This is a genomic window from Nocardia sp. NPDC003269 (genome assembly GCF_042888005.1).
Taxonomy (GTDB): Bacteria; Actinomycetota; Actinomycetes; order Mycobacteriales; family Mycobacteriaceae; genus Nocardia.
In genome coordinates, this window is sequence record NZ_JBIAPA010000002.1 from 1532889 (window position 1) to 1559482 (window position 26594).

The following is a 26594-nucleotide window of genomic DNA, read 5'->3' on the forward strand; positions in this document are numbered from 1 at the left end:
CCCGATCAGTCCGGCAGGTTGCCGACCTGCCACAGGTGGGTCGGCCCGGCGCCACCGGTCGCGAGGAGGGTGCCGTCGGGGCTGAAGGCGAGCGTGTCGGCCGGGCACAGCAGGGGAGCGCGGTACGGCTGCACCGTCCGGACGTCCCAGAGCCGGACCAGCGCGTCGTCGCCGCCGACCGCCAGCAGCGCGCCGTCCGGGCTGAAGGCCACCGACTGCACCGTGTCGGTGTGCGAGTGGATCCAGGTCTGCTGGATTGCGCGGGCCGAGGGGTCGAGGTGGAGGAGGCAGACGGTGCCGTCGCCGCCGCCGACGGCGAGCAGCGCTCCGTCGGGGCTGAAGGCCACCGAGGTGACCTTCGACGGGAGCCCGGGCAGGGCCCGGCTGTCCGGTTCGCCGATCGCCGGTCGCCACACCTGCACGGGCCTGCGTTTCCACACCGGGGAGGTGCCCCCGATCGCGAGCAGCGCGGCATCGGGACCGAACGCCACGGAGTTCACTTCGGTGATCCGCCCGGTGATCGGCGGCCCGATCGGGCTCGCCGTTCGGGTGTTCCACAGCTCGACGCGCCCACGGCAGGTTCCGATCGCGAGCACGGTGTCGTCGGGTCCGAACGCGAGTGCGGTGACCAGGTCGGGACGGTGCAGCACCGGGCGCTGCACGACGTGCCCGGCGCGCGGATCCCACAGCTGAACACCGTCGCCGCCGGCGGCGAGCAGCGTGCCCTGCGGGCTGAAAGCCAGTGCCTGGATCGGGATGTCGGTGTCGCGCAGCAGCGCACCGATCGGCGCACCGGTGCGGGTGTCGGAGAGCTGGAGGTGACCGTCGCCGTCCGGACCGTCGGCGGTGGTGGCGAGCACGGCGCTGTCGGGGCTGAACGCGACCGCGTTCACCGGAGCGCTGAGCCCGGGGCGTGGCCGGGCGACGACGATGGGCGCCGTCCGGGTGGTCGCGACCGGTCGGGCGGTGCTCGCCGTGCCGCGCCGCGCGGTGCGGGCCGGTGGCCGCGGTGTGGGCGGGGCCTCGCCACGGACCACGGTCGGCGCCGCCGGAGCCACCGCCCGCGCCACCGCGTCCGCGAAGGCGAGGCACGTCGGGAATCGATCGGCGGGCCGCTTCGCCAATGCCGTGGTCAGGACGGCGTCCAACCCGGCCGGGAGGTCGCCGCGACGGTCGCGGGGTGGCGTGGGCTGCTCGTTGAGATGTGCCCCGATGAGCGCGTAGTCGTCGCGGCCGTCGAACGGCTTCTTCCCGGTGAGGAGCTCGTAGAGGGTGCAGCCGAGCGAGTAGATGTCGGCGCGATGGTCGGTCGGCTCGGCGGAGAACCGTTCCGGTGCGACATAGGCGAGGGTCGCCGACACTCCCGATCGGGTCTGGGTGCCGTCCAACGACCTGGCGATGCCGAAATCGGTGAGCAGGGCGCGTTCCCCATGCCGAGGATCGTGTTCGACCAGCAGGTTCGCCGGTTTGACGTCGCGGTGCAGCACCCCGCTGCGGTGCGCGAAATCGAGGGCGTGGGCGGCGTCGGTGAGCAGCCGCACCGCCCGGTCGACAGCGATGCCGCCCGGCGCGGCGTCGATCACCGCGGCCACGTCGCCACCGTCGACATAGCGGATGGCCAGCCACAGCGCGGCATCGTCCGGGGCGCTGCGGTCGTGCACCGTCACGATGTTCGGGTGATCGAGGCCCGCCGCCACGGCGGCCTCGCGATCGAAGGCGGCTCTGGCGTGCGGGTCGGCGGCGAACGAGTCGTTGATGACCTTCAATGCGACCCGGCGGTCGAGCCGGGGATGCCGCGCCAGGTACACGACGCCCATGCCGCCCGCGCCCAGCATGCGCTCGATGGTGTATCCGGCGAATACCGCCCCCGCTGCCAACGGCACGTCCCACTCCTTCGATCGCCGTCCCCGCCACGCCACGCCGCGACCGAGAAAGAATGTAGTACACCGGCATTGCGCGCGACGGCCGCCGACCACGCGGCGGCGGCGATCAGTGCGGCGTGCGCGTCTCCAGCGCGGTCGACAGCTCGGCGCAGGCGCGCCGCAGCCGGGTGCGCAGGAGGTCGGCCGCTTCGGCCACGGCGGCCTGCGCCCGCACATAGTCGGCGCGGCCGCTGGGTGTTTCGATGCGCACCGGCTCGTAGCCGAACGCGCGCAGATCGTACGGGCTGGCGCGCATATCGAGTTCGCGTGCGGTGCAGGCGAGTTCGAAGCAGTCCAGCAGGAGATCGGAGGGAATCAGCGGAGCGAGCTTGAAGCTCCATTTGTAGAGGTCCATGTTGGCGTGCAGGCAGCCGGGTTGTTCCCGCTGCACCTGGTCGGCGCGGGTGAGGGGTTCGGCGTTGCGGCCGACGGCGTCGGGGGTGAAGAAGCGGAACGCGTCGAAGTGGGTGCACCGCAACGACATCGACTCGACCACCGCGTCGGTACCCGTGTGCCCCAGACGCAGCGGCACCTGCTGATGGCGGACGTCGTCGGTGCGGTAGACCATCGCCCACTCGTGCAGTCCGAAGCACGACAGGTGCGTGGGGCGCTGCGCGGTCGCGCCCAGCAGCCGGTCGACGAACGCGATCGTGTCGCGTCGTTTCGCCAGATACGCCGGATCGGCGGTATAGGTATCGACGCCGACCTGGTGATAGCCCCGGGCCCCCGCGTAATCGCGCGCGTCGCTCAGCGCGATGCCGAAGCCCGGATGCCAGCGCCGCAACTGCGCGGGCTTGTTGCCGTAGTACGTGAACAGAAAATCGATGACCGGATGCGTGGTGCCCGCCGCACGCCGTTCGAGGTAGGGTCCGACCAGCCGGTCGAGGCGTTCCTCATGTGCCCGCGCGGCTGACTGCCACTCGACCCGCGGCAATACCCGCAGGTCGAGCGCGTAGTCGAGGTCGTCGTGCGTGCTCACGTAGTCATTGTCTCGCACTGCTGAATAGCCATCGATCCACCCCGCTGTGGGTCCGTGAGGCACCTCGCCCAGCCGGTAACGGAATGCCGAGAATCGACTTTCGACACGAGTTCGACACGAGTTCAACTCAGTGGTCGTCGAGAAGGTCTGTGTAGTCATCGACCTCGCTCGGTGCATCGATGTAGTGGCGTTGCGCGATGATGCCGTGGTCTGCGTGGCCCAGCTGGCGTGCGGCGTGGCCGGCTCCGAGCTCGTTCACGATGAGCGTCGCGACCGACTTTCTGAAGGTTCGGGGGGTGACCCAGGCGAACAGGCTGCCTCGGGCGGAGCGCCAGCTGCGACGGAAGTTGTGAGGATCGTAGATTCCGCCCCCGCGGCTGGTGAAAACCAGGTCTCGCGGGTCCAGCGCCACCGTTTCTTCTGCCCGGCGGCGCAAGGTCTCCACGACGAATCGAGGCAGCACGATGGACCGGTGGCCGGCGCGGGACTTGGTCCACTCCTGACGGATGGGTCTCAGCTTCCCGTCGTCGTGGGTAACTCGGACCAGCGTCCCGCAGATGGTCACCCGGGGCGGCTGTGCGTCGAGGTCCAGATCCTGCCATCGAATCGCGAGGACTTCGCCGACCCGAACTCCCGTGCCCAGGAGAACGTCTGGGACATCGAGCACGATGCGGGATCTTCGAGGGCCGCGTTCATGGGCCGGCGTGCCGGGAATCGCTGCCCTCGAAGCGCGCGCAGTGCTGGCAGGTCAGCCGCTCGTGGGCGTTGGACCGTACGCGGGATTCGGGCGACGTTGTCTACGGGGTTGTGGCGCAGTACATCGCGCCGAACCACCAGCCCCATCATCCCCGACAGAACGACCTTGTGGGCCCTGGCCTTTGTCAGCGAGGTCAGCGCCACCTGCTTGAGATAGTTGTCCAGGCGGGTGGTTGTGGCCTCACGAATGCGTAGGCCACCCAGAGAAGGGCGATCTTGACGGTGCCGTCCCGAGTGCGCTTCATCGCCGGATAGATATGGCTGCTGTACTGCTCGATCGTCTGGGGCGCAGTCCGGCGTTCGAACCTGAGCTCGGCGAGCCAGAGCTCGGCCAGGTCGGACAGTTTGGTGTCCGGGCTCAGGTCAGGCCCTCGGTTGCCTTGCTGGCTGCGTTGTTTCAACCGCTGTTTCAATGACGAGATTGCGCTGGGCTTTGTCGGGCCGCCCGCTTGGACGGGTCGCGTAACACCGTCCTCGTCGCGGTAGCGTGTACTTGCTCGCCAGCGCCGGTTGGGTTGTCGCTTTGCGGCGATCGCGACGTACGTACCGATAGCGAGCGGTGGATTCGGCATGAGAACTCCCGAGTCGGCTGTGAATCAGTTCGCGCTGGATGACCGCAGGCGGGGAACAGCGAGTAAGCCAGGTCGGTTGGCACAGGACGGTGCGGCGGCCCGCTGCAGATGCCGACATCGGCACGTCGAATCTGCTCTGGCGGGGGATGGTCGACCGTGAAGGCATCGCCATCGAAGCGGCATACGGAGGTGAGCACGCGAGGTCAGCGACTGTCGCGGCGGGTGATCAGGCGTCGGTCTTCCCACTCGCGGACGTCACCGAGGCGATACCGGCGGTGGCGGCCCATCCGGGCGAATCGCGGCCCCAAGCCCGAGGAGGCCCAGTTGGCGAGCGTCTTCGCCGGGATCTTCAGGCGGGCGATGAGTTCAGCTGTGCTCAACCATGTACCTGGATCGCCGAAGAGGCCTCGTGGCCTGCGTGATGATCAGAACGCATTGCCTACATCGCTACGTGCCGAACATGTTGTGGTGCTGTCGATTCATCGCAGCGGGACACCCGTACTAGGCGCACGCTTCGCGCCGGGCCCGGCAGCGGCTGCGGGGCCCGGCGCGAAGCGTGCAGATCAGGGGGTGACGATGGGGAATTCGGTGTCGTAGGTGACCAGCACCGAGGTCAGTGCCTGTAGCTGTTGCAGGTCGCCGGTGTGGTCGATCCCGTCGAGGCCCTGACCGCCCAGCAGACCGAGCAGCTGGGGTTTGGTCAGGGTCAGGGTGAGGTCCGCTTCGCCGTCGGCGTCGGTGGGGTCGGTGAAGTGGATGAGGGTGCCGTTGGACAGTTCGCTGCGGTGGTGTTCACCGATGTCGGTGATCTTCCAGTCGATGCGTGAGGTGGTGTTCCAGGCTTTGGGGCCGTCGATGCGTGCGGCGATCGAGTCCAGGAGTTGTTCGACGGTCAGCGCCATCGCCATCCCGGCGCCGATATCGATCGGTAGCGGTTTGATCCCGTGGCGCAGTTCCATCGCGCCGGTCAGGAAGAAGTTGCGCCAGGTGCCGCACTCGGCGCCGAACCCCAGCTTCTCGAGCACGTCGGCGAGGGCTTCCTTCGCTGGGGTGCTGGTGGGGTCGGCGAACACCGCGCGGTCGAGCAGTTCGGCGGCGAAGCGCAGGTCTCCGTCGGCGGCATACCGGCGGGCCTTCTCCACCACCGCGTCGACCCCGCCCATGCACTCGACATAGCGCTCGGAGGCGGCCTGGGGCGGGTGCTGCCACAGGCGGGCGGGGTTACCGTCGAACCAGCCCAGGTAGCGCTGGTAGACGGCTTTGACGTTGTGGCTGACGGTGCCGTAGTAGCCATGGGTGTGGAAGGCGTCGTCCAGGGCCGGGGGCATCTGGATCTCTTCGGCGATCTCGACCCCGGTCAGGCCCTGGTTCATCAACCGCAGGCTCTGATCGTGCAGGTAGCCGTAGAGGTCGCGCTGTTCGGTCAGGAACGTGGTGATGTTGTCGCGGTCCCAGGTCGGCCAATGGTGGGAGGCGAACACGACATCACACCGCGACCCGAACAAGCGAAGGGCTTCACCGAGGTAGCGCGACCAGGCGCGCGCGTCACGAACCTGGGCACCGCGCAGGGTGATCAGGTTGTGCAGGTTGTGGGTGGCGTTCTCCGCCAGACACAACGCGCGCAGGTCCGGGAACAGGAAGTTCATCTCCGCGGGGGCTTCGGTGCCGGGGGTGAGCTGGAACTCGATGCGCACCCCGTCGACGGTTTCGACCTGCCCGGATTCGGTGATATCGAGGGTCGGGGGGATCAGCGAGACCCGCCCGGTGGAGTTGGTCATGCCCAGCCCGTCGCCGATCTGCCCGGTCGGGCCGTGGTCGAGGTTCACTCCGGTGTGGTAGGCGCCGCGGCGGCTCATGGCGTTGCCGGCGTAGACGTTCTCCGAGACCGCGTGCTCGAGGAACCCGTGCGGGGCGATGACCGGCACCGACCCGGAAGTCACGTCCTCGACCGAGACAACGCCTTCGACACCGCCGAAGTGATCGACGTGGCTGTGGGTGTAGATCACGCCGGTGACCGGCTTGTCGCCGCGATGTTCGCGGTAGAGCTTCAACCCGGCCGCGGCGACCTCCACCGACACCAGCGGGTCGACCACGATAACCCCGGTGTCGCCTTCGATCAGGGTCATGTTCGACAGGTCGAACCCGCGGATCTGATACACCCGGTCGGTGACCTGGTAGAGGCCGTGGCGCGCACAGAGCTGGCCCTGCCGCCACAGACTGCGGTTGGCGGTGTCGGGACACTCGCCGTCGAGGAATCCGTAGGAGGCCATGTCCCACACGACCCGGCCGTCGTCGGCGGTGATGACGCACGGATCCAGCGACGCGATCCACCCGCGATCAGCGTTGTCGAAATCGGTCCGGTCGGTGTAGTCGGGGGCCATCGAGCACTCCTTCGAGTCGACATGCGGCGGCCACGGCGGGCCAGGGCACCAGTCCTTCCGAGCGTGGCGGCCGCGTCCAGATCCCGCCTCGCCCGAAAAGGATGAGAAACCTGGCCGCGTCGCCGAACCGGCCGGTCCTCGACCGGGGACCTCACATCAGCGGCACGCGCTCACCGATCCAGGTTCGCGCGCAGCCGAGCGAGGTCGTCGGGAATGAACGATCCGCAGTGAGCAGGTCTTCTCGGCGTGGCCAGGACAGGTGTTCGTAGGGCGAGCCAAGATGCTGCGTTCGCCGATGGTCTGGAAGAGATCGACAGGCAGCGGCCGGTTCGCTACCCGTTCTTGCACCGACTCTCGAGGGTGGATCACCGGAAACTCGGCGGAGTTGTTGAGCGGCTCAAGGTCTGCTCAACCAACATCGCATCGACCTCGTAGACGAACTTGAGGAACGGCTGGCGGAGCTTGCGACCGCATTGGCGGCGGCGGAGCAATTCCGCTCGGCCGGCAGCGCTGAAGGACGCCGCAAGGTTGCCCTGAAGTGGGTCATGGCGCATCACACCCACGAGCTGAGCCTTCCACGGGATTTCATCACCGAACTAGCCGCCGCTCACAAGACCCCAGCGCGCAACTCGGCCTTCTCAGAGACCGGTCGGCAAGACGCGGTAGTACTCGAAGTCGGTGTGGATCGGCGGACAGGGACCGCCCCACACGCGAGGTACGTGCGCGTCCGGGCAGGCCCGCTGATCCGGATGCAGGCGGACCGCAATAGCCCGCCTACCGAACCGGCCAGGCGCTGGAGGTGCGTGGCCACAGCCGAGCGGCAGCGGCACTGTGGAGGTTGCTGACTATTGTTTTCGCCATGTTATCGCAGTTAGCTAGTTCCAGGAATTGGCGCGCTTACCGTGCCAGAGCTTCCGCTGCCACCGAAGTCGGCGAGTATTCCCAGATATTTTGCGGCGTTGCCTCCGAAGTTTGCGGCCGAACCTGCTGCTGCACTTCCGGTGCCGAGCAGTGCTAGATATGGGCCGACCATTGGAACAATTATTCCCAGATTTCCGACTGTCCCGCTGCCGGTGCCAAGCAGTCCGGCAAGGGTGCCGGCCGAGGAACTCCCGTTGCCGAACTCGGCGCTGCCAGATCCTGCTGCTGAGCTACCCGGCGCCAGATCTGCAATCTCCGCATTCGCCGTTCCTCCAGCAAAGGTGGCGATTGCCACTGTTGCCGCGCAACACCAGTATAACTTTCCGCGCATCTGGGTTTCCTTCCGAGCTGCAGACCCCGTGCATACGGGAATAACTGCGCGTGTCGGGTTCGGTGAGAAGTGCTCAATTGATGAGCTGAGTTGTGCTGTTGAAATAACCGTCCGGGTGTACGTCGATGTTTGCCCGAATTCTGAGTCGAATCAAGAATTTATCGACTGCCAAGAGTTAACCACGAATGCAAATTGGCTGCCAGAGCAAGATGGCTTTTGTGATTCAGCCCATGGAGTGTGGGAAGTGTTAATCAAGACACTGCAGTTGTGCGGCGCGAAGGCCGGGGGTCGTAAGGCCGTCGTTCGGCGCTCCGTTGGTGGTGTACCGGGTTCATCGCGGCACCCTCGGGTGTCGGCAGGGATCGGTGAACGAGATTGTCGGTTTCACGAGGAGAGCAGGCGTCCGGGCGCAGTGATTCCGGCATCTTCCGGGTTGGCTCGGAATGGACGGATTACGTTGGAGCCATGATCCTGGGTTCGGACATCAGTGCGGGTCGCCTGCGGCCTGGGCCCGCCGGCCAGGGCGGGCTCTCTCGCGAGGAGGTGTCGAAATCCCAACGTGGTCGACTCGCGCTGGCTGCGGTGAGTGCGGTCGGCGAAGTGGGGTATGGGCCGACCACCATCGGCGACATCGTCTCGCGCGCCCGGGTCGCCCGACGCACCTTTTACACGATGTACGCCACCAAGGACGAGTGCTTCGCCGAAGGGTTCGAGATCGCGGTGAACATCGTCGCGTCCCGGATGGCTTCAGCTGTCGCCGACGTCGAGGTCCGCGACAGTCACGCTTTGGTGCGGACCTCCTTGCAGGCCTACCTGACCATCCTCGCCGACGAACCGGTCGCCGCGCGGGCGCTGCACGTGGAGACCCTGGCCGCGGGCCCTGCGGTCGCCGAGCAACGCGCCCGGATGCAGTCGATTTTCGCTTCGCGGATGCGCGCGGCGTGCCGATGGGCGATCGCAGAAGGCGTCGTCGCCGCCGAGCCTCCGGACGAGATCTTCGATGTCCTGATCGGCGGCATCGACGATCGAATCCGGGCCTGTCTGCTCGGGCCGGGCGCGGCGTCGCTACCGGCGTTGGCGCCGGTCCTGACCGCGGCGGCGCTGGCGCTGTTCACCGCCACGCCCGGACTGTGACTGACCCCATACTTGCTATGCAATGTGAGCGAGGCTACATTTGCGCCGCAGTTGGGAACGCTGGAGTTCTGGTTTGGTTTCTGGGAGGCACGGTCGCATGTCGAAGTCGGTTGGTCGGCGGTGGTGGAAACCAGCAGGGGTTATGGTCGCGAGTCTGTGTGCGGTCGTGACATTGCCGGGCGCGACCGCTTCGGCGGACCTCCAATCCGATCTCGTGCACGGCTTGCATGAGTTTCTGGACGTCGGTCGGGAAGCGCCGCCACGCGCAACGTGCGGGCCCGGTTCGCTCCCGGAGACCGGCTTGCAGGGCGACGTTCCGGTCGACGACCGCAACAACGGCCGCAGCCGTCAGGGTTATCGCTGCAATGTCTCGCTGATCGGTGGCTATGCCGGTCGTGGCGGTGGGGTCACCTCGGTCACCTTCGAGCACTGCTCCTACACCGGTTCGTTCTTTCCGGGCAACCTGCTCGGCGGCGACGGCGGCGTGCAGGTGCTCGACGTCTCCGACCCTGCCAACCCGCGCCCCACGGTCACCTTGGCCGAACCGGCGATGCTCGGTGGGACGTGGGAGAGCCTGAAGGTCAACCGGGAGCGCAAACTGCTCGCCGCGACGGCAGTTCCGTTCATCACGGGCGCGGCCTACCTATCGCTCTACGACATCTCCGACTGCGCGCACCCGCGGCTGCTGAACCCTGGGCCGGGCACGAACTTGGCGATGCCGCTGCCGATCACGACCCACGAGGGCGGATTCTCCCCGGACGGCAACACCTACTGGTCCTCCGGCTTCGGCCCCGGGCTGCTCAGCGCGGTCGACGTCGCCGATCCGGCCAATCCCCGCGTGATCTGGCAAGGCATGACGGGCCTGGTAGGGCATGGATTCGGCATCAGACCCGACGGCAACCGCCTGTATCTGTCCACGATCGGTGGCTTCACCGTGCTCGACATCAGCGCCATCCAGCGACGCGACCCCAACCCGCAGGTCCCCCACCTGAGCCGCCTGTTCTGGACCGACGGACAGGCCACCCAGCACAGCATCCCGGTCACCTACGACGGGAGGCCCTACCTGTTCACGACCGATGAAGCCGGCTCCGGCGGGGTGAAACTGATCGACATGTCCGACGAGGCGTTGCCCGACGTCGTCGCCAAGATCAAACTCGAGATCAACCTGCCTCAGAACATCGACACCGCCGTCGGCTCCTCGATGGGCGGATCGGTCTTCGCCTACGAATCGCACTACTGCGCCGCCGACCGCCCCGACAACCCGACCGCCCTGGCCTGCTCGTGGGTCTCTTCGGGCATCCGGGTCTTCGACGTACGCGACCGCGCGAACATCCGCGAGATCGCCTACTACAACCCGCCCGCCCAAACCGCGCGCAACCTGGCACTGACCAACTCGCCCCACGCGCTCGCCTCGCTGATCGGCGTCCCCGGAACGTCCGGCGTTCCCGCTGCCCGGTCCGTCCTCGAAGGCCAGTTCGACCCCACCGCTCTGCTCAACCCCAGGACCCTGCAGGTGGCCTTCGGTGACCTGTCCTCGGACTGGTGCTTCTCCCCGCCGGAATGGCGCGGGACCCAACTGTGGACCACCTGCGCGGACAACGGGTTCATGGCCCTGCAGCTCGACAACGACGTCTACACCCCACCGGCCGACCAGGACTCCACGATCGGCCAGGGCTGACCATGCGCAGCTCGGTCCGCCACGGTATTCACGCGGCCACGATCGCGGTCTCGGTGTTGCTGCTGCTCGTCGTCGGCGCCGCACTGCGCCCACTGCTCGTCGACGATCCGGCGCCGTCTGGAATCTCGTTGTCGGGCACCGAGATCGGATTCGCCCAGGACATGAATCAGCACCATCAGCAGGCATTGTTCCTCGTCCAGCGGCTCGACTCCGGTGTCGACCCGGTCGTGCGGCGGCTGGCCGCGCAGATCGACTCGGCACAGCGCATCGAAATCGGGACCATGCTGGGCTGGCTCCAACTCGCCGGTGCCGCGCCGACCAGCACAGAGCCGATGGCCTGGATGACTTCCGACGCCGGCTCCCACACCGGCCATCACAGCACTGCAGCGGCCGACCGTGCCGCCCTGATGCCAGGTATGGCGAGCTGGGACGAGCTGGGCACGCTCGCGGAGGCACGCGGGCGCGCCGCCGAAGTGCTGTTCCTGCAGTTGATGATTCGTCATCATCAAGGAGGCATCGCCATGGCGCAGGCTGTCGACGCACTGCTGGTCTCCGGTCCGGTCAAGGAAACCGCGAGATCCATGGCGCAGGAGCAGCGCCAGGAGATCGGCGTCATGTCGATGATGCTCGACTCGTTCGGTGCGGTGCCACTGCCGGTCGGTTGAGTCGAGACGCCCCCAGCGGGTCCCGACAAGTTCGCCAGGCCTTCAGCGCTGCCCGCAGATCAGGGGTCAGGTCAACGCTTGGGGCGCACGGTGACCTCGACTGCCGTTGCTCCGGCCTCCGTCGCGATCCGGAGGACGCCGGCGTCAGGTGCGGAGTCGATGGTCCCGCCGGTGATGGTGACGTCGTATCCGTGGGGGTATCGCCCTGCGGGCGTGGCGATTTCGGTGGCGGTACCAGTGGAGAACCGCCCGGTGCCGTCTGCGCGGGTGGTGGTGTATGACAGGGTGAAGATGCCGGTCGACACGTCGTAGCGGTAGCTCGTCGGTGTTCCCGCGACAGCGCGTGGGTAGGGACGGGTCAGCACGTCGAGTTTGGCGTGGTCGAGGTTGTCGCCGGTTCGGGGTTCGCCGAGGTTGCCGACCAGCATGTAGCCGCGCGGGTTGATGGGGTTCCAGTACGTCCATTCCATCCAGCCGACCATTCGTTCGTCGGCGAGTTCGACGATGTTGGTCTGCCGGGCGAGCTCGGTCGACGATCCGAACTCGGTCATCAGCAGGGCATCGCCGGTTCGTCGGGCCTGGTTTTCGGCGTTGTCGAAGACACGGTCTTCGAACGGTAGGCAGATCGGTTGGCCGGGAACCGTCGTGCCGACCACGTGCCCGACCGCGAAGGTGGGGCAGTAGGTGTGAAAGGACAGCCCGAGGTGATCGTCGCCGAGGTCGGGGATGTCGTACTCGATCGCGGCACTCGACAACGCGAGCGGCTCGTAGAACAGCATCGATGTCGGATCGACCGCGCGTACAGCTGTGATCACCCGCCGGTACATGGGCGCGAGCTGGGTGCGGTCGAGATCTGGGCATCCCGCAGGCGACAGACAGCTGCGCTGTCGGCTGCCGGCCTGCGGCTCGTTCATCATGTCGTAGCCGAGGACCCGCACATCGGCCTGGTTCAGCGTGCGCACCACATGAGCGACGTAGGCGGCGTAGCGGTCCTGCAGACCGATCCCGCCGGGGCCCAGGGCGTTGGCCCAGAAGTGATCCCAGGCCGCGGTCGTCTGACACGGCACGATGCCGAGAGGGTCGAGGCACTTCGACAACCCGTCGGTCAGCGTGGCCCACGCTGGTGCGCCGTCCTCACCGCCCGCGGCGGGGCCGTAGTTGTCCTGGTGGAAGTCGATCAGCGGAGTCATCCCGTGCCGGTTCAGCAGGTGTACGAGATCAACGAAACCGGCCAGATAGGTCTCGTCATAGCGGCCGGGTTCTGGCTCGGCAGCGACCCACTGTGGTCCGATCCGCATCGTGGTGAATCCGGCGTCGGCCATCAATTGCGCGTCGGCGTCGCCGAAACCGCGCACGAGCGGGTCGTAAGGAGGTGCGACGTCGATCAGGTTCATGCCACGAGGAATCAATACGCGACCGGACTCGTCGATCAGCCAGCGCCCCGCGTGGCCGACCGATTCCGGCAACATGGTCGGGTTCGTTTCGGCGTCGGCGATCGGCGTCGGCGCGACTGCCAACAGTGTCGAGATCGCGAGGATGACGACGAGTCGTCGGGTCGACCGCGGCCGCGCAAATGTCACGATGGTCCTTCCTGGCAGGTCGGCGTAGGAGATCCGGCGCGGGCTGTGCGCGCCGATGGGTATCGTTTCGCTAGTGCAGGCAGGATCCGGAAGATCGCAGGAAAGCGGCAGGATGACACATCCTGGTCCGGAATCCGGCATCGGTGAGACCGATCTGGCGTTGATCGACGCGATTCAATGCGCACCGCGCGCGCCGTGGTCGCGGATCGGTCCAGTTGTCGGGCTGGACCCGACGACTGCTGCCCGACGATGGACCGCCTTGTGTGACGCCGGTCTGGTATGGGTGACCGCCTACGAGTCCGGCGCCGCCGCTACCGTGGCGTTCGTCGAGCTGCGCTGCCACCCATCTGCCATCGAACGTATCGGGTCCGCAGTTTCTGCCGAACCGTGGGTCTTCACCGTTGACGAGACTGCCGGCGAGTACGACCTGCTCATCTCGGTAGCGTCGGCCGACTTGCCCGCGCTCGCGCGCTGGTTGCGGGTCCTCGTCGCCGGGCTCGACGGAGTGCACTCCACCCGGATCCGAGTCGGGACCCGCTGCTACCGCAAGGGCGCAGGCTGGCGAGTCGGTGTGCTGTCCGCAGCACAGAGCGCGGCACTGACACCGCTGCAACCCGCAGTCTCGATGACCTACAGTACGCACACGGCGAATCGCCCCTCCCCGCAGGACCAGACGTTGGTCGACGCGCTCGGACCGGACGCGCGTATGAGCTACATTGCGCTCGGCACGGCAACGGGAACCAGCGAGTACGCGGCGCGGCGCCGCTTGCAGCGATTGATCCGCAGCGGTGTGGTCATGCTGCGTGGTGACTTCGCCTATGCCCCAGCCGGACTGTCGACCCTCGCGATATACCGGCTGGTCATTCCACACGCCGAACTCGACCATGCCAGTCGCCGCCTGGCCGAACGAGCCGACGTCTGCTTGTGCACGTCGATCACCGGCGGCGCCAACCTGATGGTCAAGGTCGTATGCGCCGGACTGGACGGTCTCCACGATTTCGAGACCGCACTCGCCGCACAGTCGCCGGCAGCCCGAATCGAGGACCGCACGATCGTTGTCCGGACCCGCAAACGGCTCGGCAGACTGCTCGACGACACAGGGCGCGCAATCGGACACGTCCCCTTCGGCCCGCCCGTACGAGCCTGAAGCAACCTCAACGATCGTGAATCCGGCGGCCCCGGACCCGCAGCGCTTCTCGTCGAAGCAGACCCTGGGCGGATAACTCGCCCAGATGGTCGGCGCGGATGGTTCCTTGTCGCGGTAGCCTGCCCCCGGACCTACACGGTGTTGCCCAGGCGCTCCGCCGCGCACGACGACACCTGAGCACAGCGCATCGACGACGTGCCGACGCCGTAGCGCGCCCGATCCCGTGATCGTGGAAGGCGCGTGGACCGCGCAGCTCCGCGGCGCTCAGCCGGTACAGAATCCCTGGTGAGCAGAGCGATGGATCGATGCGATTATCTGAAAAAGGACCTGACCGAGTCGACCGAGCGTGAGTTTCACGCTCGGTGGGTTTCACGAAAAGGTCTTGTGCGGTATGCCGGTCGTGAGGCCGCCGTCGATGACGAACTCGGCGCCGGTCGAGTACGACGATTCGTCGCTGGCGAGGAAGAGAATCAGGGCCGACACCTCTTCGGGATCTGCTCCTCGGCCCAGCGGGATCTGCAGAAAGTCTTCCGGAATTCCCGCGGTCATCGGGGTCCGAATAAGGCCGGGATGCACCGAGTTGACGCGGATCCGGTGGGGCGCCAACTCCAACGCGACCGACTTCGTCAGCCCTCGGACTGCGAACTTCGTCGCCGTGTAGCCGTGCAGCCCAGGGCTGCCGCGCAGTCCCTCGACCGACGAGATGTTGATCATCGATCCACCGCCTGCATCGATCATTGACTGCGCTGCCGCCTGCATCCCGAGGAACGTCCCGGTGAGGTTGATGTCGAGGATCCGTTGCCACTCCACCAGTTCGAACGCAGTCAGGGTGTTGCCGTTCACGATGCCGGCGTTGTTGACCAGCACAGTCACCGGGCCGAATCTCGTTTGGCTCTGTTCGATAACCTCACGCCAGTTGGCCGGATCGGTCACGTCCAGTCGCATAAACGCTGCGCGATCGCCGAGATCCTCGGCGAGCTGGATGCCTTCGTCTTCGAGCAGGTCGGCAATCACAACCGCAGCGCCTTCCGATACCAGAGCACGTGCGTGCGCCGCGCCCATCCCGCGCGCCCCGCCGCTGATCACCGCTACCTTGCCCGATACACGTCCCACGCTGAGCCCCTTCCTCGACCGGTTTGTTGTTGTTCACCGAGCGAAATTAGAACACGTTCCAGGCCTGTGTTGTATCGCCGAGCCCGGCATAGTGGAACGCTACTGCGTGGAGATCGCAACGGAGGGGTCGCCTCCGGGGGCAAGTCGGGACCGCGAATCGCGCGTTACCTCCCGCCGCCTGCATCGGCGTGCGGACCGGGGCTGAATCGCGGTCGACGCCCACCCGCGACCCTGCGACATGTCGCGCCTCCACGCCTGCAGCGCCGTTCCACGACCTGGGGCTGCACGGCGATCGCACCTCGACGGCGTTGGTGCCGGTCACGGTGGTGATGATCGGCTACCGATTCGCGAGCATCTCCTCGGTGTCCGGTGGGCGGTCATTGCCTGCCGGCGATCCGGGGGAGCGCGCAGTGGCGAGTCGCCGGTGGGTGTGAGGTCGGTGAGGCTTCTGTGGCACTCACCGTGGTAGCGGCTACTGAACCCTGCTCAATAGCTATTGACTCATGATCAATAGCGAGCATAGTCTGCATTACATGAGTCGCAAGGTAACGGATAAACCCGTCGGCAAACGCGCCGCGCGCCACACCGAGACGATCACGAGGGATGTGGAGCGTGCGCTGCTACGAGGTTCTGGCTTCGGCGCGGTGGAACGAGGCGTCTTCGCCGGAGTTCGCGAGGCTCACCGTCCGGCGGTGACGGCATGAGCTGGCTGATCTACGGCGCCAACGGCTACACCGGCGAGCTGGTCGCCCGATTGGCGGTCGCGTCAGCAGAGCGACCGATCCTGGCAGGACGAAACCGGGCGGCCGTCGAAAGCCTGGCGAACGATCTGGGCCTCGAGTACCGGGCTTTCGATCTCGACGACCCCGCCGCCATCGACGCGGGGCTGCAAGACGTCGACGTAGTCGCGCACTGCGCGGGCCCCTTCTCCCGTACCTCTGCCCCGATGGTTGCCGGTTGCCTGCGTCGCGGCGTTCACTACCTCGACCTGACCGGCGAGATCGACGTGTTCGAAGCAGTGTATGACCAGCACGAGGCGGCGAAGGCATCCGGCGTCACACTTGTTCCCGGGGTCGGGTTCGATGTCGTGCCGACGGACTACCTTCTGGCGCGGCTTCATGCGGAGCTGCCGACTGCCACCCACGCTGAGGCGGCTCTGATCAGTCGTGGCGGCTTCAGCGGCGGAACAATCCGCTCCGTGGTCGAAGGCATGCGGGCCGGTGGGCAGGTCCGCACGAACGGTCGACTGGCCGCCGCCCGAGTGGGCCATGAGGTCCGAACTCTGCGCCTCGACGCAAGGTCACAAACCGTGATCAGCGTCCCGCTCGGCGACGTGAGCAGCGGCTACCGTGCCACCGGAATCCCGAACATCATCAACTTCACCAACATCCCCGCAGGCCGAGTCGCCGCCCGCTTCGCTCCGATCACCAAGCGAGCTCTGAGCACCGGGTGGATCTACCGTACGACCGACCAGGCGATCGCCAAGTTCCTGACCGGACCGTCAGAGCGACGTCGCGCCCGAACCCGCAGTGACCTCTGGGCCGAGCTGCGTGATGATAATGGGCGTCAGGTGTCGACAGCGATTCGTGTGCCGAACACATACGACTTCACCGCGCACAGCATGTTGCATGCTGTGCGCCGCATGCTCGCCGGCGGCGTACCGACCGGTGCCCTGGCCCCCTCCCAAGCCTTCGGTGCCGACTTCCTCACTACGATTCCCGGTATCGAGGTCACCACGCTGCCTAACCCCGAGGTCCATTCGTGACGATTCCAGCGGGGTCGTCCGGGTAACGCATCGGCCCCGGCCCGTCCGCCCGGGTCTGATAGCGCGAAGCTGTAGTGCCGTCGAATGTGTGAAAAGTAGCTCATAGCAGTACTTTTCGCTTGCGGCCCCGCCTCCGGCGAATCCGGCGCGGGGCCGCTGTCGTCACCGGAGATCACCCTGGATACAGGCTCATCTCCCTCAAAACAATCACAAAACGATGCGCCGACCTCGTCGCGGAATTGGTCTATCGGTTGGTTCCCGTCGCTCCTTCGGGCCGCCCCTTTCGATGCGGAACCTCGTCTGGCATGGAGCGATTGATCGAGGACCGTGAAGTCCTCGTAACTGAGTTCTTATAACAACTCGACGTGCTGTCCGGGTGTATATGGCCAGTTGTCAAGAGGGTCAGTCGCCGGCCCGTCGTTGTTTCAGCGCGGTGTGATGCCGGGTGAATTCGATGATCATCTCGGCGAGTACCTGCGGTTGGTCTTCCTGCACGAGCATGTGCGCGTCGTCGATGAATTTCAGGGTCGAGTTGGGTAGATCGTCGGCGAGGCGTTCGGCGTACTCGGCCGGCACAAGCTGGTCTTCGCGGGCCCAGGCGATCAGGACTGGTGCGGTGACGGAGGCGAATTTGCCGGCAGCGTCGAGGGTGAACCTGTTGCTGACGCCGTGGACGATGAATCGCGCCAGGTCGGCGCGGATCGCTGCGCTCTGGCGGCTGGGAAGAAGGAAACTGTCCATAACCTCAGGCGGGATTGGTCGTTTGGTGGCCGGGCCGAAGGTGAAGGGCAGTCGCTGCAGGCGTCGCCATCGCAGGATCGAGGTGACCGCGCGGGTCGCTCCCGGGATCTTGATCGCCGTGGTCAACCAGCGGTAGCGGGCGGGTGGGAAAGCCTCGTAGCAATCCACGGAGGCCAGGACCACCCGGGCGACCCGAGCGGGATTACGGACGAGCAGGATCTGGGTGATGACTCCGCCGGAGTCGTTGGCGACCACGGTGACATCGGTGAGGTCGAGCCGGTCGAGGAACTCGGCGAGCAGGTCGGCGACGCCGACCGGTGTGAGGTCGGCGTCGGGAACGGGAATGCGGTGGGCGCCGAGCGGAAGATCGGGAGCGAGGCAGCGGTGCCCGGCGGCGGCGATCGCGGGCACGATGTTGCGCCACGTGTTGGCGTTGGTCATGAACCCGTGCACGAACACCACCGGCGGCCCGTCGCCGGTGTCGAAATAGCGTATCGCGCCAGGAGTGAGTGCGACCTGGTGCGGCGTTCCCAGGTTGGCGCTGTGGTGGTGATCGGTGTGGTTCATCTGAGGCTCCTCGTTGGTGGACTGGTTCGGGCATACCGATCGAGCGATTTGGTGGCCGCGTTGGCTGGATCTGCTGGGTTCATGGGCGGCCCGGTGTCGGTTGGGTGGCCTGGCAGAACTGGCTGCGCGCGGTCGAAAGTGCAATCCGCGGGGCAATCACGCACAGCCGTAGCGCAGCCCGTATCGAGGTGCGGGGCCGGACATCGAGGTAGCCATACATCTGGTGGTGTGCGACCAAGCCGTCGCGCAGGGTCCAGATCTCGGTTCCGAACTGGCGCTGGCCGCCGCGGAATCCGCCGCGCCACGACAGCACGATCGTGTCGGGGCCGACGCATTCGACGGTCTTGCGGACGCGCAGGCGCTCTCGACGCCACACCGAGGTCATCACGGTCAGCGCCGACCGGATTGCCCTGATTCCCTCGTGACGTTCGTAGGCGCCGTCGAAGATCCACTCGGCGACCGCGTCCTCGCGGAAGAGGGTGACCGCTTCCTCTAGCAACGCGTGGTTGGTGATGCGTTCGGCGGTCGCGGCGAAAGTGGCGCCATCGGGAAACGATCCTGCTGTTGCGGTTGTCATCGAGCGCTCCAGACAGCGAGGTGGGAGGTGGCTGGGCCGACTCGCAGACGAGCCGATCACGCTATCAATTCAGAAGTTAACACAGTCGAATTATGAAGTACAAGGTCTAGTTTTGATAGAGTCTTGGTGTGACGAAACGTTCGTACAACCAGTACTGCGGCCTTGCGGTTGCTCTCGACCTGCTCGGCGAGCGGTGGTCGCTTTTGGTGCTGCGCAACCTGATGCTCGGTCCGCAGCGCTTCAAAGACCTCGTCGACGGCTTACCGGGTATCGCAACCGCGCTGCTCGCGGATCGGCTCAAGCAGCTCGAGGGGGCTGGGGTGATCAAGAAAGCCACGCTTCCCCCGCCCGCCGGCTCGACGGTGTACCAGCTCACCTCCGACGGCGAGGCGCTACGACCGGTCCTCGTCGAGCTTTCACGCTGGGGACTGGCTCGACTCGGCGATCCCACCGAACAGCAATTCATCTCCCCCGATCTGCTGGCGCTCGGCCTGCAGGCTCGGTTCGACGCCGCGGCCTCTGAGGCAGTAGCAGGTGTCTACGAACTGCGGATCGACGACCATGCCTACCGCGTCGAGATCCGGGGGACGGAGATGAGCATCCATACCGGCTCGGCCACGGCGCCCCGGGCATCGATCGCTACCGATGCACCGACCCTGGTTGCCATCAACGCGGGCACGTTGTCGCTGGCAGCAGCCCTTTGCGCTGGCACGCTGACCGTTGCGGGCGATCTGGAATCAGTGCCTGAACTGGCCAGGGCGTTCGGACTGTCCCTGTGATTCCGCGAGAGGCGCCGGTCCTCCAATTTCGCCGTTCGTCGGGTGTCCCGTTCGCCGGCGGGAGTTTCCACCGGCCTCGCTCAGGGCGCAGGCAGGCTGGGAACTCTGGTGTGGTCGACTCGCTCCGAACAGTGTGTCGCGCACCCAGTGTGTCGCGCGCCCGGAGCGGTCGCTAGCCGGTGTGCCCGAGCTGAGCCGGTTCGGCATCGACGTCAACCTCGATCGCGCCGAAGAAGTTGATGTTGGCGCTGTGCGCGGGAGAGATGACGGCCAGGACCTCGTCGTCGATGCGTTGCCCGGCGCGGCGTATTGCTCGGTGGTGAGCCCGTTATTGCCCGGTGGTCCAGGAGATCGCGGTGTTGGTGGTACTTCGCCGACTTCATGACAGCTTCAGGATGTCGGAGCCTGGTCGGCTCGTTCTGTATCTCCGTCACCAGCAGCGAGATCTGTGTGCGGTGTGGTCTCGGCAGTCCGCGAAATGTACATGATCGAGCCCGGTGTTCAATCGGCCCGGTCTGTGCCTGCTGCTTGCCCGGTGGTCAGTATCTCGAAGATGACCGCGACGACTTCGGTGGAAATCGAGGGATTGGCCGCCCGTTGCATTCCAAGGCCGAGGACCAGGCTGAACAGGGCGAGGCCCAAGGTCTCTGCGCTGGCTGGAAGCTGTAAGTGATTGTTGGTTGCCAGGTCGGTCAGCATTTTCGAGGTGGCGGCTCGTATGCCCCAGATGCGGGCGGAGTTCACCTCGGGCTGGCACGGCCGTGACGGGCTGGCCGAGCTACAGCGCCGACGGCCACGCCTACCTGTCCTATCCAGCCCTCGCGCTCGGCTTGGCCCGGCTGATCGATCCGGCGTTTCCCGCCGACCTCGCGGTCCAGCACGACGCGGTGATCGCCGCGCTCGAACGGCGGCTGCTCGCCTCGCCGACCGGGCTGCTCGACACCTTTCCCGGCGAGGCCTACCCGACCGATGTGGCCGCTGTCGCCGCCGCGATCGCCGTCCACGGTCGGGTGACCGGCGCCGACCACACCGCGGTCATCGCGCACTGGGCCGAGCGGGTCCGCGCGGTCCAGCTCGATCGGGCCACCGGACTGGTGATCCAGCGCATGGGCGTCGACGGGCGAGCCCACGACGCCCCGCGCGCGTCGGGAACCGGACTCGCGGCGTACTTCGCCGGATTCGCGGACCGCGCGCTCGCCGCGGAACTGGCGAGCGGACCGTTCCGTCAGGAGCGCGGCGTCCTCGGCTTCGGCGCCATCGACGAATACGGTGACGGCTACAGCGGCTCGGGAGACATGGACAGCGGTCCGCTGGTCTTCGGCATGTCGGTGGCCGCCACCGGTTTCGCCCTCGCTCCGGCCCGGGCCTTCGGCCACCGCGACCTGTTCACCCGCCTCTATCGCACCACCGACCTCTTCGGTCTGCCCGTGCACAGCGGCACCCGTTCGCGCTTCGCGACCGGCGGCGTGATCGGCAACGCCCTGCTGCTCGCCTTTCTCACCTCCGGACCGGAGCTGGCCCGATGAGGCGACGCGCCGACCTGCGGCTGCTCGGCATCGCGGCCGTCCTGCTCGTGGCCTACCTCGCCCTGCACGGAGTGGTGACAGCCCTGTCCGCGCGACAGGGCTTCGGCTCACCCGACGGGCTCGGCCCGGGCTTCGTGGTCCTCGCCGCCCTCGCCGTAGGGCTCCGGGTGGTGCTTCTGGTCGTCGTGCCCGCGGTGTTCGTCTACCGCGTCGTGGCGTCGGCGCTGGCCCGCCTCCTGCCCGGCGATCGGACAGGAGACGCCGGCGACCCGGGAGCCGGTGATCAGGCGGTGAGGCCGAATTCCTTGCGGTAGTGCTCGGACAGGGCCGGGAAATAGTCGTCGAAAAGGACGGTGGCCGGGTCGCGGTCGGTCTCGGCGGCGACCAGGCGGTCGAGGTAGTAGTCCCAGCCGGGACCGACGCCCTCGGCCATGGTGGGGTCGGGGACGTTCTGGGCGAAGGTGAGGGTGGTGACGCCGCCCTCCTCGGTGAGGTCGAGGCGCAGTTGCCAGTGTTCGGGGTTCTCGGCGTCGTAGGGCATGGAGGTGGTGATCCGCAGTCGGCGCGGGGCGTCGCATTCGTCGATGTGGAAGCGTTCGGCGGGCATCTCGCCCTCGAAGAGCATCTGGAACTTCACCTCGCCGTCGGCCGGGTCGCCGGTCCAGGTGCCGAGCCAGCGCGCAAGGCGCTCCGGTTCGGTGACGGCCGCCCAGACGTCCTCGATCGGGGCGCGGAAGGTGCGCGTCCATTCGCAGTAGGTGCCGTCGGCGTAGTCGCGGCGGTGGCCGGTCGCGGTGGGAATGGTCATGCTGTCTGCTCCTTGTCGATAGCGGCGCCGGGGGTGGCCCTGCGCTCGCGGGTGGTGCGGCGGACCTCGAGGTCCAGGCCGTCGAGCGCGTGCTCCGGGATCGGCGGGCGGGCCGGGCGCAGCTGTTCCAGGTAGGTCCACAGCGGGCTGAGTCCCGCCGGGGCCAGGCGGTAGTGACGTTCGCGGCCGTGTGGTTCGGCCTCGACCAGGCCCGCCTCGGTCAGGGCACGCAGGTGCTTGCTGATCGCGGGCCTGCTGATGGGGTGGTCCGCGGCGAGGTCGACGACGCGCGCCGGGGAATCGGCGAGCCGCACGAGCAGGTCGCGGCGTACCGGGTCGGCCAGAGCCTCGAACACATCCACTCCTAATTGGTAACCCATGGGTTACCAATTAGTCAAGGGTACGCGCGGGTACGAGGTCCGGTGGTGAGACGGGACACGGCCCGACCGAGTGGTCGAGCCGTGTCCCGATTGATTTACTTGTGCGCGAGATCCGTTGTCACGGAACTCATTCGGCGAGGCGGTGGGTACCGTCGCGCACGGTGCCGACGAACTCCTCGATCAGATCCTCGAGCGCGACGACGCCGACGGTGTTGCCCCGGCTGTCCACCACCCGGCCCAGGTGGCTGTTGGTGCGGCGCAGGCGGGCCAGCGCCTCGTACAGCGTGGTGCCGGAGCTGACCGTGGGCAGCGGGCGGATATCGGTCCGCGGGATCTGCGTCTCCGGTCCGGCGGTGTCGTCGGCGACCTTGTCCAGCACGTCCTTGACGTGCAGATAGCCGACCAGCGACCCGTCGGTGGCGCGCACCGGATAGCGCGAGAACCCGGTCTCGCCGACCGCGGCCTCGATGTCGCCGAGGGTGGTGCCGTTGCCGCGCAACGGCACCGAGCGCGCCTGCGCCAGCGGCACCATCACATCGCCGACGATCCGCTCCGAGGTCCCCAGCGCCTGGGTGAGCCTGCGGTGCTCCTCCTCGTCGAGCAGCCCCTCCGAGCGGGACTCGCCGATCATCTCGGCCAGCTCCACCGTGGAGACCGTCGCGTCGAGCTCGTCCTTCGGTTCCACCCGCAGCATGCGCAGCGAGAGGTTGGCGAGGTAGTTGTACAGCGCGATGAGCGGGCGCGCGATCCGCAACCACACCAGGTGGATCGGCACCAGCAGCAGGGCCGAGCGTTCCGGCCCGGCCAGCGCGATGTTCTTCGGCACCATCTCGCCCAGCAGGATGTGCAGGATCACCACCAGCGACAGCGCGAGCGTGAACGAGATCGGGTGCAGCAGCTGATCGGGCATCCCGAGCAACTCGAACGGGCCCTCGAGCAGATGCGCCACCGCGGGTTCGCCGACCCGGCCGAGCAGGATCGAGCAGATGGTGATGCCGAGCTGGGCCGCGGCCAGCATGATCGACAGGTTCTCACCGGCCTCGATGACCGTCTTCGCGTTCTTCTTGCCTTGCGCGACAAGCGCTTCCAGCCGGTCGCGGCGTGCGGAGATGAGCGCGAACTCGGCGGCGACGAAGAACGCGTTGGCCGCCAGCAGGACCACGGTGAGCACGATTCCGAACAGGTCACCCATGGTTGTGCTCCCGTGCCGCCAGGTGCGCCGCGTCGACCGGGATCAAGCGCACCCGGTCGATGCGCCGCCCGTCCATCCGTTCCACCCGGGCGATCCAGCCGCCGCCGGAACCGCGGGATTCGGGCAGCACCACCTCGTCGCCGGTGGCCGGGATCCGGCCGAGCTGGGTCAGCACCAGACCGCCCAGCGTTTCGTATTCGCCTTCCGGCGCTTCGTATCCGGTCGCGCGCGACACCTCGTCGATGCGCATCAGACCCGAGCAGTCCCAGCCGTCGGAGACCCGGCGGACATCGCGTTCCTCCTCGTCGTGCTCGTCGCGCACGTCGCCGAGGATCTCCTCGATGAGGTCCTCCATGGTCACCATGCCCGCGGTGCCGCCGTACTCGTCGACGACCAGCGCGACCTGCATGCCGTCGGCACGGACCCGTTCCATCACGTCGTCGCCGTCGAGACTCGCGGGCACGATCGGCACGGCGACGGCCAGCTTGCTCAACGGGATCTGCTTGCGCAGATGCGCCGGATGGGTGAACGCCTGTTTGACGTGCACGACACCGAGCGCGTTGTCCAGATCGCCGTCGATGACCGGGAACCGGGAGTAGCCGGTGCGGGCGGAGGCGGCGATGAGGTCGGCGATGGTGTCGTCGCGGTTGAGCGATTCGACCTTCACCCGGGGTGTCATCAGGTCTTCGGCGCTGCGCTCACCGAATTCCAGCGAACGGTCCATGACCTGCGCGGTGCGCTGATCCAGGGCGCCGCGCAGCGCGGAGGTGCGCACCAGCGAACCGAGTTCCTGCGGTGAGCGAGCCGAGCGCAGTTCTTCGGCGGGTTCGATGCCCAGCCTGCGCACGATCCAGTTGGCGGCGCCGTTGAGGAACCGGATCAGCCACTTGAACATGGCCGAGAACCAGATCATCGGGCCCGCCGTGAGCCGGGCGGTGGCCATCGGCTTGGCGATGGCGATGTTCTTCGGCACGAGTTCGCCGTAGATCATCGACAGCGAGGTCGCCAGGACCAGCGCCACCACCAGGGCGACGCCGTGCGCGGCGTTCGGGCTCAGGCCCGCCGCGTCCAGCAGCGGATCGAGCAGCCGGGCCAGCACGGGCTCGGCGATGAAGCCGGTGATCAGGGTGGTGATGGTGATGCCGAGCTGCGCGCCGGAGAGCTGGAAGGACAGGGTGTGGTGGGCCTGCTTGACCAGCCGGGAGCGGACGTCACCTTCGCGGGCCGCGGCCTCGACGGTGCTGCGTTCCAGTGCGGTGAGGGAGAACTCGGCGGCGACGAAGAGCGCGGTGCCGAGGGTGAGAGCGATGAAGCCGAGCAGGCTGAGCACGGTCAGAACGATGGACATCCTCAGCACCACCCGGGTGATGCCGTGGGGAGATCGAGAGATCGAACGGACGCTGCGGAAAGGAGGACGCCGGGTTGGTCACCCGGCTCCGTAGAGGAACCCTCCTGTGTGGCGCCCTTGGACGCGGGTGACAACTGGATCCTTTCGGGGTGGGGAAGAAAGCGCTGCCGAGATCGGCAACTCCATAGTAATCGGTCCGCATCGATGATGTGTCAGCGGCGCGGGGCGAAGCGACGGCGGCCGACCGGAACCGGAGTCCCGATCGGCCGCTGTCGGTCGGTGGTCACCAGCCGCTGGGCAGCGGGCGTCCCTCCGCGAATCCGGCCGCGGACTGCACACCGAGCACGGCGCGCTCGTGGAACTCCGGCAGCGAGCGGGCGCCCGCGTAGGTGCAGGAGCTGCGCACTCCCGAGCAGATGTGGTCGATGAGGTCCTCGACGCCGGGCCGCTCGGGGTCAAGGCGCATCCGCGAGCTGGAGATGCCCTCCTCGAACAGCGCCTTGCGGGCCCGGTCGAAGCCGCTGTCGGCGGCGGTGCGGGCGGCCACGGCCCGCTTGGAGGCCATGCCGAAGCTCTCCTTGTAGGCATTGCCGTCGCGGTCGACGCGCAGGTCGCCGGGGGATTCGTAGGTGCCGGCGAACCAGGAGCCGATCATCACGTTGGACGCGCCCGCGGCCAGCGCCAGGGCGACGTCGCGCGGGTGCCGCACGCCACCGTCGGCCCACACGTGCACGCCGAGTTCCGCGGCCGCCGCGGCGCATTCGGCCACCGCGGAGAACTGCGGGCGGCCGACGCCGGTCATCATGCGGGTGGTGCACATGGCGCCGGGGCCGACGCCGACCTTGATGATGTTCGCGCCCGCCGCGGCCAGGTCGCGGGTGCCCTCGGCGGACACGACATTGCCCGCCGCCAGCGGCACGCCGAGCCCGAGATCGGCGACGGCGCGCAGCGATTCGAGCATCTTGGCCTGGTGGCCGTGCGCGGTGTCGATGACGAGCACGTCCGCGCCCGCCTCGGCCAGCGCCTTCGCCTTGGCGGCCACGTCACCGTTGATGCCGACTGCGGCGGCGACCCGCAGCTTGCCGTTCGCGTCGACCGCGGGGGTGTAGATGCCCGCCCGGATCGCGCCGGTGCGGGTCATCACGCCGGCCAGCGTGCCGTCGGTGTGGGTGAGCACCGCGAGCTGGGCGTGCGCCTCGGCGAGGCGGTCGAAGATCTCGCGCGGCGACTCGTCGACGGGGGCCTGCACGAAATCGGTGAACGCCACCTCGCGCAGCCGCGCGAACCGGTCGACATCGGCGCAGGCGGCCTCGGTGACCACCCCGACCGGCTTGCCGTCCTCGACGATCACGACCGCGCCGTGCGCGCGCTTGTGCATCAGCGCCACCGCGTCGGACACCGAGTGGTCGGGGTCGAGGGTGACGGGGGTGTCGGCGGTGAGTGAGCGGCTCTTCACGAACGCGATGGTGTCGGCGGCCGCGGGGATCGGCAGATCCTGGGGGAGCACGACGAGTCCGCCTCGGCGGGCGACGGTCTCGGCCATCCGCTTGCCCGCGACGGCGGTCATGTTCGCGACCACGAGGGGGATGGTGGTGCCGGACCCGTCGACGCTGGCCAGGTCCACATCGAACCGGGACGCGACATCCGTCCGGTTCGGGACGAGGAAGATGTCGTCGTAGGTCAGGTCGTACGGCGGCTGGGGTCCCGGAAGAAATCGCACTCGTTCGATGAT

General features: G+C 67.4%; 25 protein-coding genes and 1 pseudogene. 9 read left to right on the forward strand and 17 right to left on the reverse strand.

The features are described 5' to 3' along the window. Positions 1-5: 5 nt before the first annotated feature. The 6 genes from ACFYWJ_RS17495 to ACFYWJ_RS17520 all read right to left on the reverse strand — a co-directional run bounded on the left by ACFYWJ_RS17495 (position 6) and on the right by ACFYWJ_RS17520 (position 6610). Complete coding sequence (locus ACFYWJ_RS17495; RefSeq protein WP_355275930.1) at positions 6-1883, reverse strand: serine/threonine-protein kinase; 1878 nt, start codon at positions 1881-1883, stop codon at positions 6-8. Between the two features lie 106 nt (positions 1884-1989). Further along, entirely contained in the window at positions 1990-2865 is an 876-nt protein-coding gene (locus ACFYWJ_RS17500) for a 3-methyladenine DNA glycosylase (protein ID WP_355276010.1), read from the reverse strand. A gap of 163 nt (positions 2866-3028) precedes the next feature. After that, on the reverse strand, positions 3029-3568 hold the full coding sequence (locus ACFYWJ_RS17505; RefSeq protein ID WP_355275928.1) for a tyrosine-type recombinase/integrase: 540 nt from the start codon (positions 3566-3568) through the stop codon (positions 3029-3031). A gap of 223 nt (positions 3569-3791) precedes the next feature. Further along, positions 3792-4229 carry a hypothetical protein gene (locus ACFYWJ_RS17510; protein ID WP_355275927.1) on the reverse strand — a complete coding sequence of 146 codons (438 nt, stop codon included), beginning with the start codon at positions 4227-4229 and terminating at the stop codon, positions 3792-3794. Positions 4230-4432: 203 nt separating this feature from the next. Beyond that, the gene (locus tag ACFYWJ_RS17515) at positions 4433-4609 is read right to left on the reverse strand and encodes a helix-turn-helix domain-containing protein (RefSeq protein WP_355275926.1); all 177 of its coding nucleotides are present in this window, start codon (positions 4607-4609) and stop codon (positions 4433-4435) included. 183 nt (positions 4610-4792) lie between these two features. Then, on the reverse strand, positions 4793-6610 hold the full coding sequence (locus ACFYWJ_RS17520) for an alkyl sulfatase dimerization domain-containing protein (RefSeq protein ID WP_355275924.1): 1818 nt from the start codon (positions 6608-6610) through the stop codon (positions 4793-4795). Positions 6611-8444: 1834 nt separating this feature from the next. On the opposite strand from ACFYWJ_RS17520, the gene ACFYWJ_RS17525 reads away from it, so the two are divergent. The 3 genes from ACFYWJ_RS17525 to ACFYWJ_RS17535 all read left to right on the forward strand — a co-directional run bounded on the left by ACFYWJ_RS17525 (position 8445) and on the right by ACFYWJ_RS17535 (position 11339). Continuing rightward, positions 8445-8996 (forward strand): TetR/AcrR family transcriptional regulator, encoded by a 552-nt coding sequence (locus ACFYWJ_RS17525; RefSeq protein WP_355275922.1) that lies wholly within the window; start codon positions 8445-8447, stop codon positions 8994-8996. Between the two features lie 97 nt (positions 8997-9093). Next, the gene (locus tag ACFYWJ_RS17530; RefSeq protein ID WP_355275921.1) at positions 9094-10674 is read left to right on the forward strand and encodes a hypothetical protein; all 1581 of its coding nucleotides are present in this window, start codon (positions 9094-9096) and stop codon (positions 10672-10674) included. A gap of 2 nt (positions 10675-10676) precedes the next feature. Then, positions 10677-11339 (forward strand): DUF305 domain-containing protein, encoded by a 663-nt coding sequence (locus ACFYWJ_RS17535; protein WP_355275919.1) that lies wholly within the window; start codon positions 10677-10679, stop codon positions 11337-11339. Between the two features lie 71 nt (positions 11340-11410). Here ACFYWJ_RS17535 and ACFYWJ_RS17540 read toward each other — a convergent pair whose 3' ends face one another. Then, positions 11411-13060, reverse strand: a complete 1650-nt coding sequence (locus tag ACFYWJ_RS17540; RefSeq protein ID WP_355275917.1) for a cellulase family glycosylhydrolase — start codon at positions 13058-13060, stop codon at positions 11411-11413. Between ACFYWJ_RS17540 and ACFYWJ_RS17545 the strand changes: the two genes are divergently transcribed. Next, positions 13032-14066: an Lrp/AsnC family transcriptional regulator gene (locus ACFYWJ_RS17545; RefSeq protein WP_355275915.1), complete on the forward strand. Its 1035-nt coding sequence runs from the start codon at positions 13032-13034 to the stop codon at positions 14064-14066. The genes ACFYWJ_RS17540 and ACFYWJ_RS17545 overlap by 29 nt on opposite strands. Before the next feature lie 369 nt (positions 14067-14435). Here ACFYWJ_RS17545 and ACFYWJ_RS17550 read toward each other — a convergent pair whose 3' ends face one another. Next, positions 14436-15179, reverse strand: a complete 744-nt coding sequence (locus ACFYWJ_RS17550; RefSeq protein ID WP_355275913.1) for a glucose 1-dehydrogenase — start codon at positions 15177-15179, stop codon at positions 14436-14438. A gap of 533 nt (positions 15180-15712) precedes the next feature. Between ACFYWJ_RS17550 and ACFYWJ_RS17555 the strand changes: the two genes are divergently transcribed. Both ACFYWJ_RS17555 and ACFYWJ_RS17560 read left to right on the forward strand, forming a co-directional pair. Beyond that, positions 15713-15883 (forward strand): hypothetical protein, encoded by a 171-nt coding sequence (locus ACFYWJ_RS17555; protein WP_355275911.1) that lies wholly within the window; start codon positions 15713-15715, stop codon positions 15881-15883. Beyond that, entirely contained in the window at positions 15880-16944 is a 1065-nt protein-coding gene (locus ACFYWJ_RS17560; protein ID WP_355275909.1) for a saccharopine dehydrogenase NADP-binding domain-containing protein, read from the forward strand. Before ACFYWJ_RS17555 ends, ACFYWJ_RS17560 begins: the two co-directional genes overlap by 4 nt. Positions 16945-17346: 402 nt before the next feature. Here ACFYWJ_RS17560 and ACFYWJ_RS17565 read toward each other — a convergent pair whose 3' ends face one another. Continuing rightward, the gene (locus ACFYWJ_RS17565; RefSeq protein WP_355275907.1) at positions 17347-18252 is read right to left on the reverse strand and encodes an alpha/beta hydrolase; all 906 of its coding nucleotides are present in this window, start codon (positions 18250-18252) and stop codon (positions 17347-17349) included. A gap of 79 nt (positions 18253-18331) precedes the next feature. Beyond that, on the reverse strand, positions 18332-18889 hold the full coding sequence (locus ACFYWJ_RS17570; RefSeq protein WP_355275905.1) for a hypothetical protein: 558 nt from the start codon (positions 18887-18889) through the stop codon (positions 18332-18334). A 68-nt stretch (positions 18890-18957) separates the two neighbouring features. Here ACFYWJ_RS17570 and ACFYWJ_RS17575 point away from each other — a divergent pair, with 68 nt between their 5' ends. Continuing rightward, complete coding sequence (locus ACFYWJ_RS17575; protein WP_355275903.1) at positions 18958-19608, forward strand: helix-turn-helix domain-containing protein; 651 nt, start codon at positions 18958-18960, stop codon at positions 19606-19608. Between the two features lie 172 nt (positions 19609-19780). On the opposite strand, the pseudogene ACFYWJ_RS17580 reads toward ACFYWJ_RS17575, so the two are convergent. After that, a pseudogene (locus ACFYWJ_RS17580) lies at positions 19781-19972 on the reverse strand (hypothetical protein); the annotation flags it as partial. A gap of 137 nt (positions 19973-20109) precedes the next feature. Continuing rightward, positions 20110-20307: a hypothetical protein gene (locus ACFYWJ_RS17585; protein ID WP_355275900.1), complete on the reverse strand. Its 198-nt coding sequence runs from the start codon at positions 20305-20307 to the stop codon at positions 20110-20112. Positions 20308-20369: 62 nt separating this feature from the next. Between ACFYWJ_RS17585 and ACFYWJ_RS17590 the strand changes: the two genes are divergently transcribed. Continuing rightward, a complete protein-coding gene (locus tag ACFYWJ_RS17590) occupies positions 20370-21134 on the forward strand; it encodes a hypothetical protein (protein ID WP_355275898.1) in 765 nt (254 codons plus the stop codon). Beyond that, positions 21131-21448 carry a hypothetical protein gene (locus ACFYWJ_RS17595; protein WP_355275896.1) on the forward strand — a complete coding sequence of 106 codons (318 nt, stop codon included), beginning with the start codon at positions 21131-21133 and terminating at the stop codon, positions 21446-21448. Before ACFYWJ_RS17590 ends, ACFYWJ_RS17595 begins: the two co-directional genes overlap by 4 nt. On the opposite strand, the gene ACFYWJ_RS17600 is transcribed toward ACFYWJ_RS17595, so the two are convergent. The 5 genes from ACFYWJ_RS17600 to ACFYWJ_RS17620 all read right to left on the reverse strand — a co-directional run bounded on the left by ACFYWJ_RS17600 (position 21418) and on the right by ACFYWJ_RS17620 (position 26582). Further along, on the reverse strand, positions 21418-21942 hold the full coding sequence (locus ACFYWJ_RS17600) for an SRPBCC family protein (protein WP_355275894.1): 525 nt from the start codon (positions 21940-21942) through the stop codon (positions 21418-21420). The two genes, ACFYWJ_RS17595 and ACFYWJ_RS17600, sit on opposite strands and share 31 nt — an antisense overlap. Then, complete coding sequence (locus tag ACFYWJ_RS17605; protein WP_355275892.1) at positions 21939-22304, reverse strand: metalloregulator ArsR/SmtB family transcription factor; 366 nt, start codon at positions 22302-22304, stop codon at positions 21939-21941. Before ACFYWJ_RS17605 ends, ACFYWJ_RS17600 begins: the two co-directional genes overlap by 4 nt. A gap of 145 nt (positions 22305-22449) precedes the next feature. Further along, a complete protein-coding gene (locus ACFYWJ_RS17610) occupies positions 22450-23514 on the reverse strand; it encodes a hemolysin family protein (protein ID WP_355275890.1) in 1065 nt (354 codons plus the stop codon). Continuing rightward, the gene (locus ACFYWJ_RS17615) at positions 23507-24862 is read right to left on the reverse strand and encodes a hemolysin family protein (RefSeq protein ID WP_355275888.1); all 1356 of its coding nucleotides are present in this window, start codon (positions 24860-24862) and stop codon (positions 23507-23509) included. Before ACFYWJ_RS17615 ends, ACFYWJ_RS17610 begins: the two co-directional genes overlap by 8 nt. Before the next feature lie 283 nt (positions 24863-25145). After that, on the reverse strand, positions 25146-26582 hold the full coding sequence (locus tag ACFYWJ_RS17620; RefSeq protein ID WP_355275886.1) for a GuaB1 family IMP dehydrogenase-related protein: 1437 nt from the start codon (positions 26580-26582) through the stop codon (positions 25146-25148). Positions 26583-26594 lie beyond the last annotated feature (12 nt).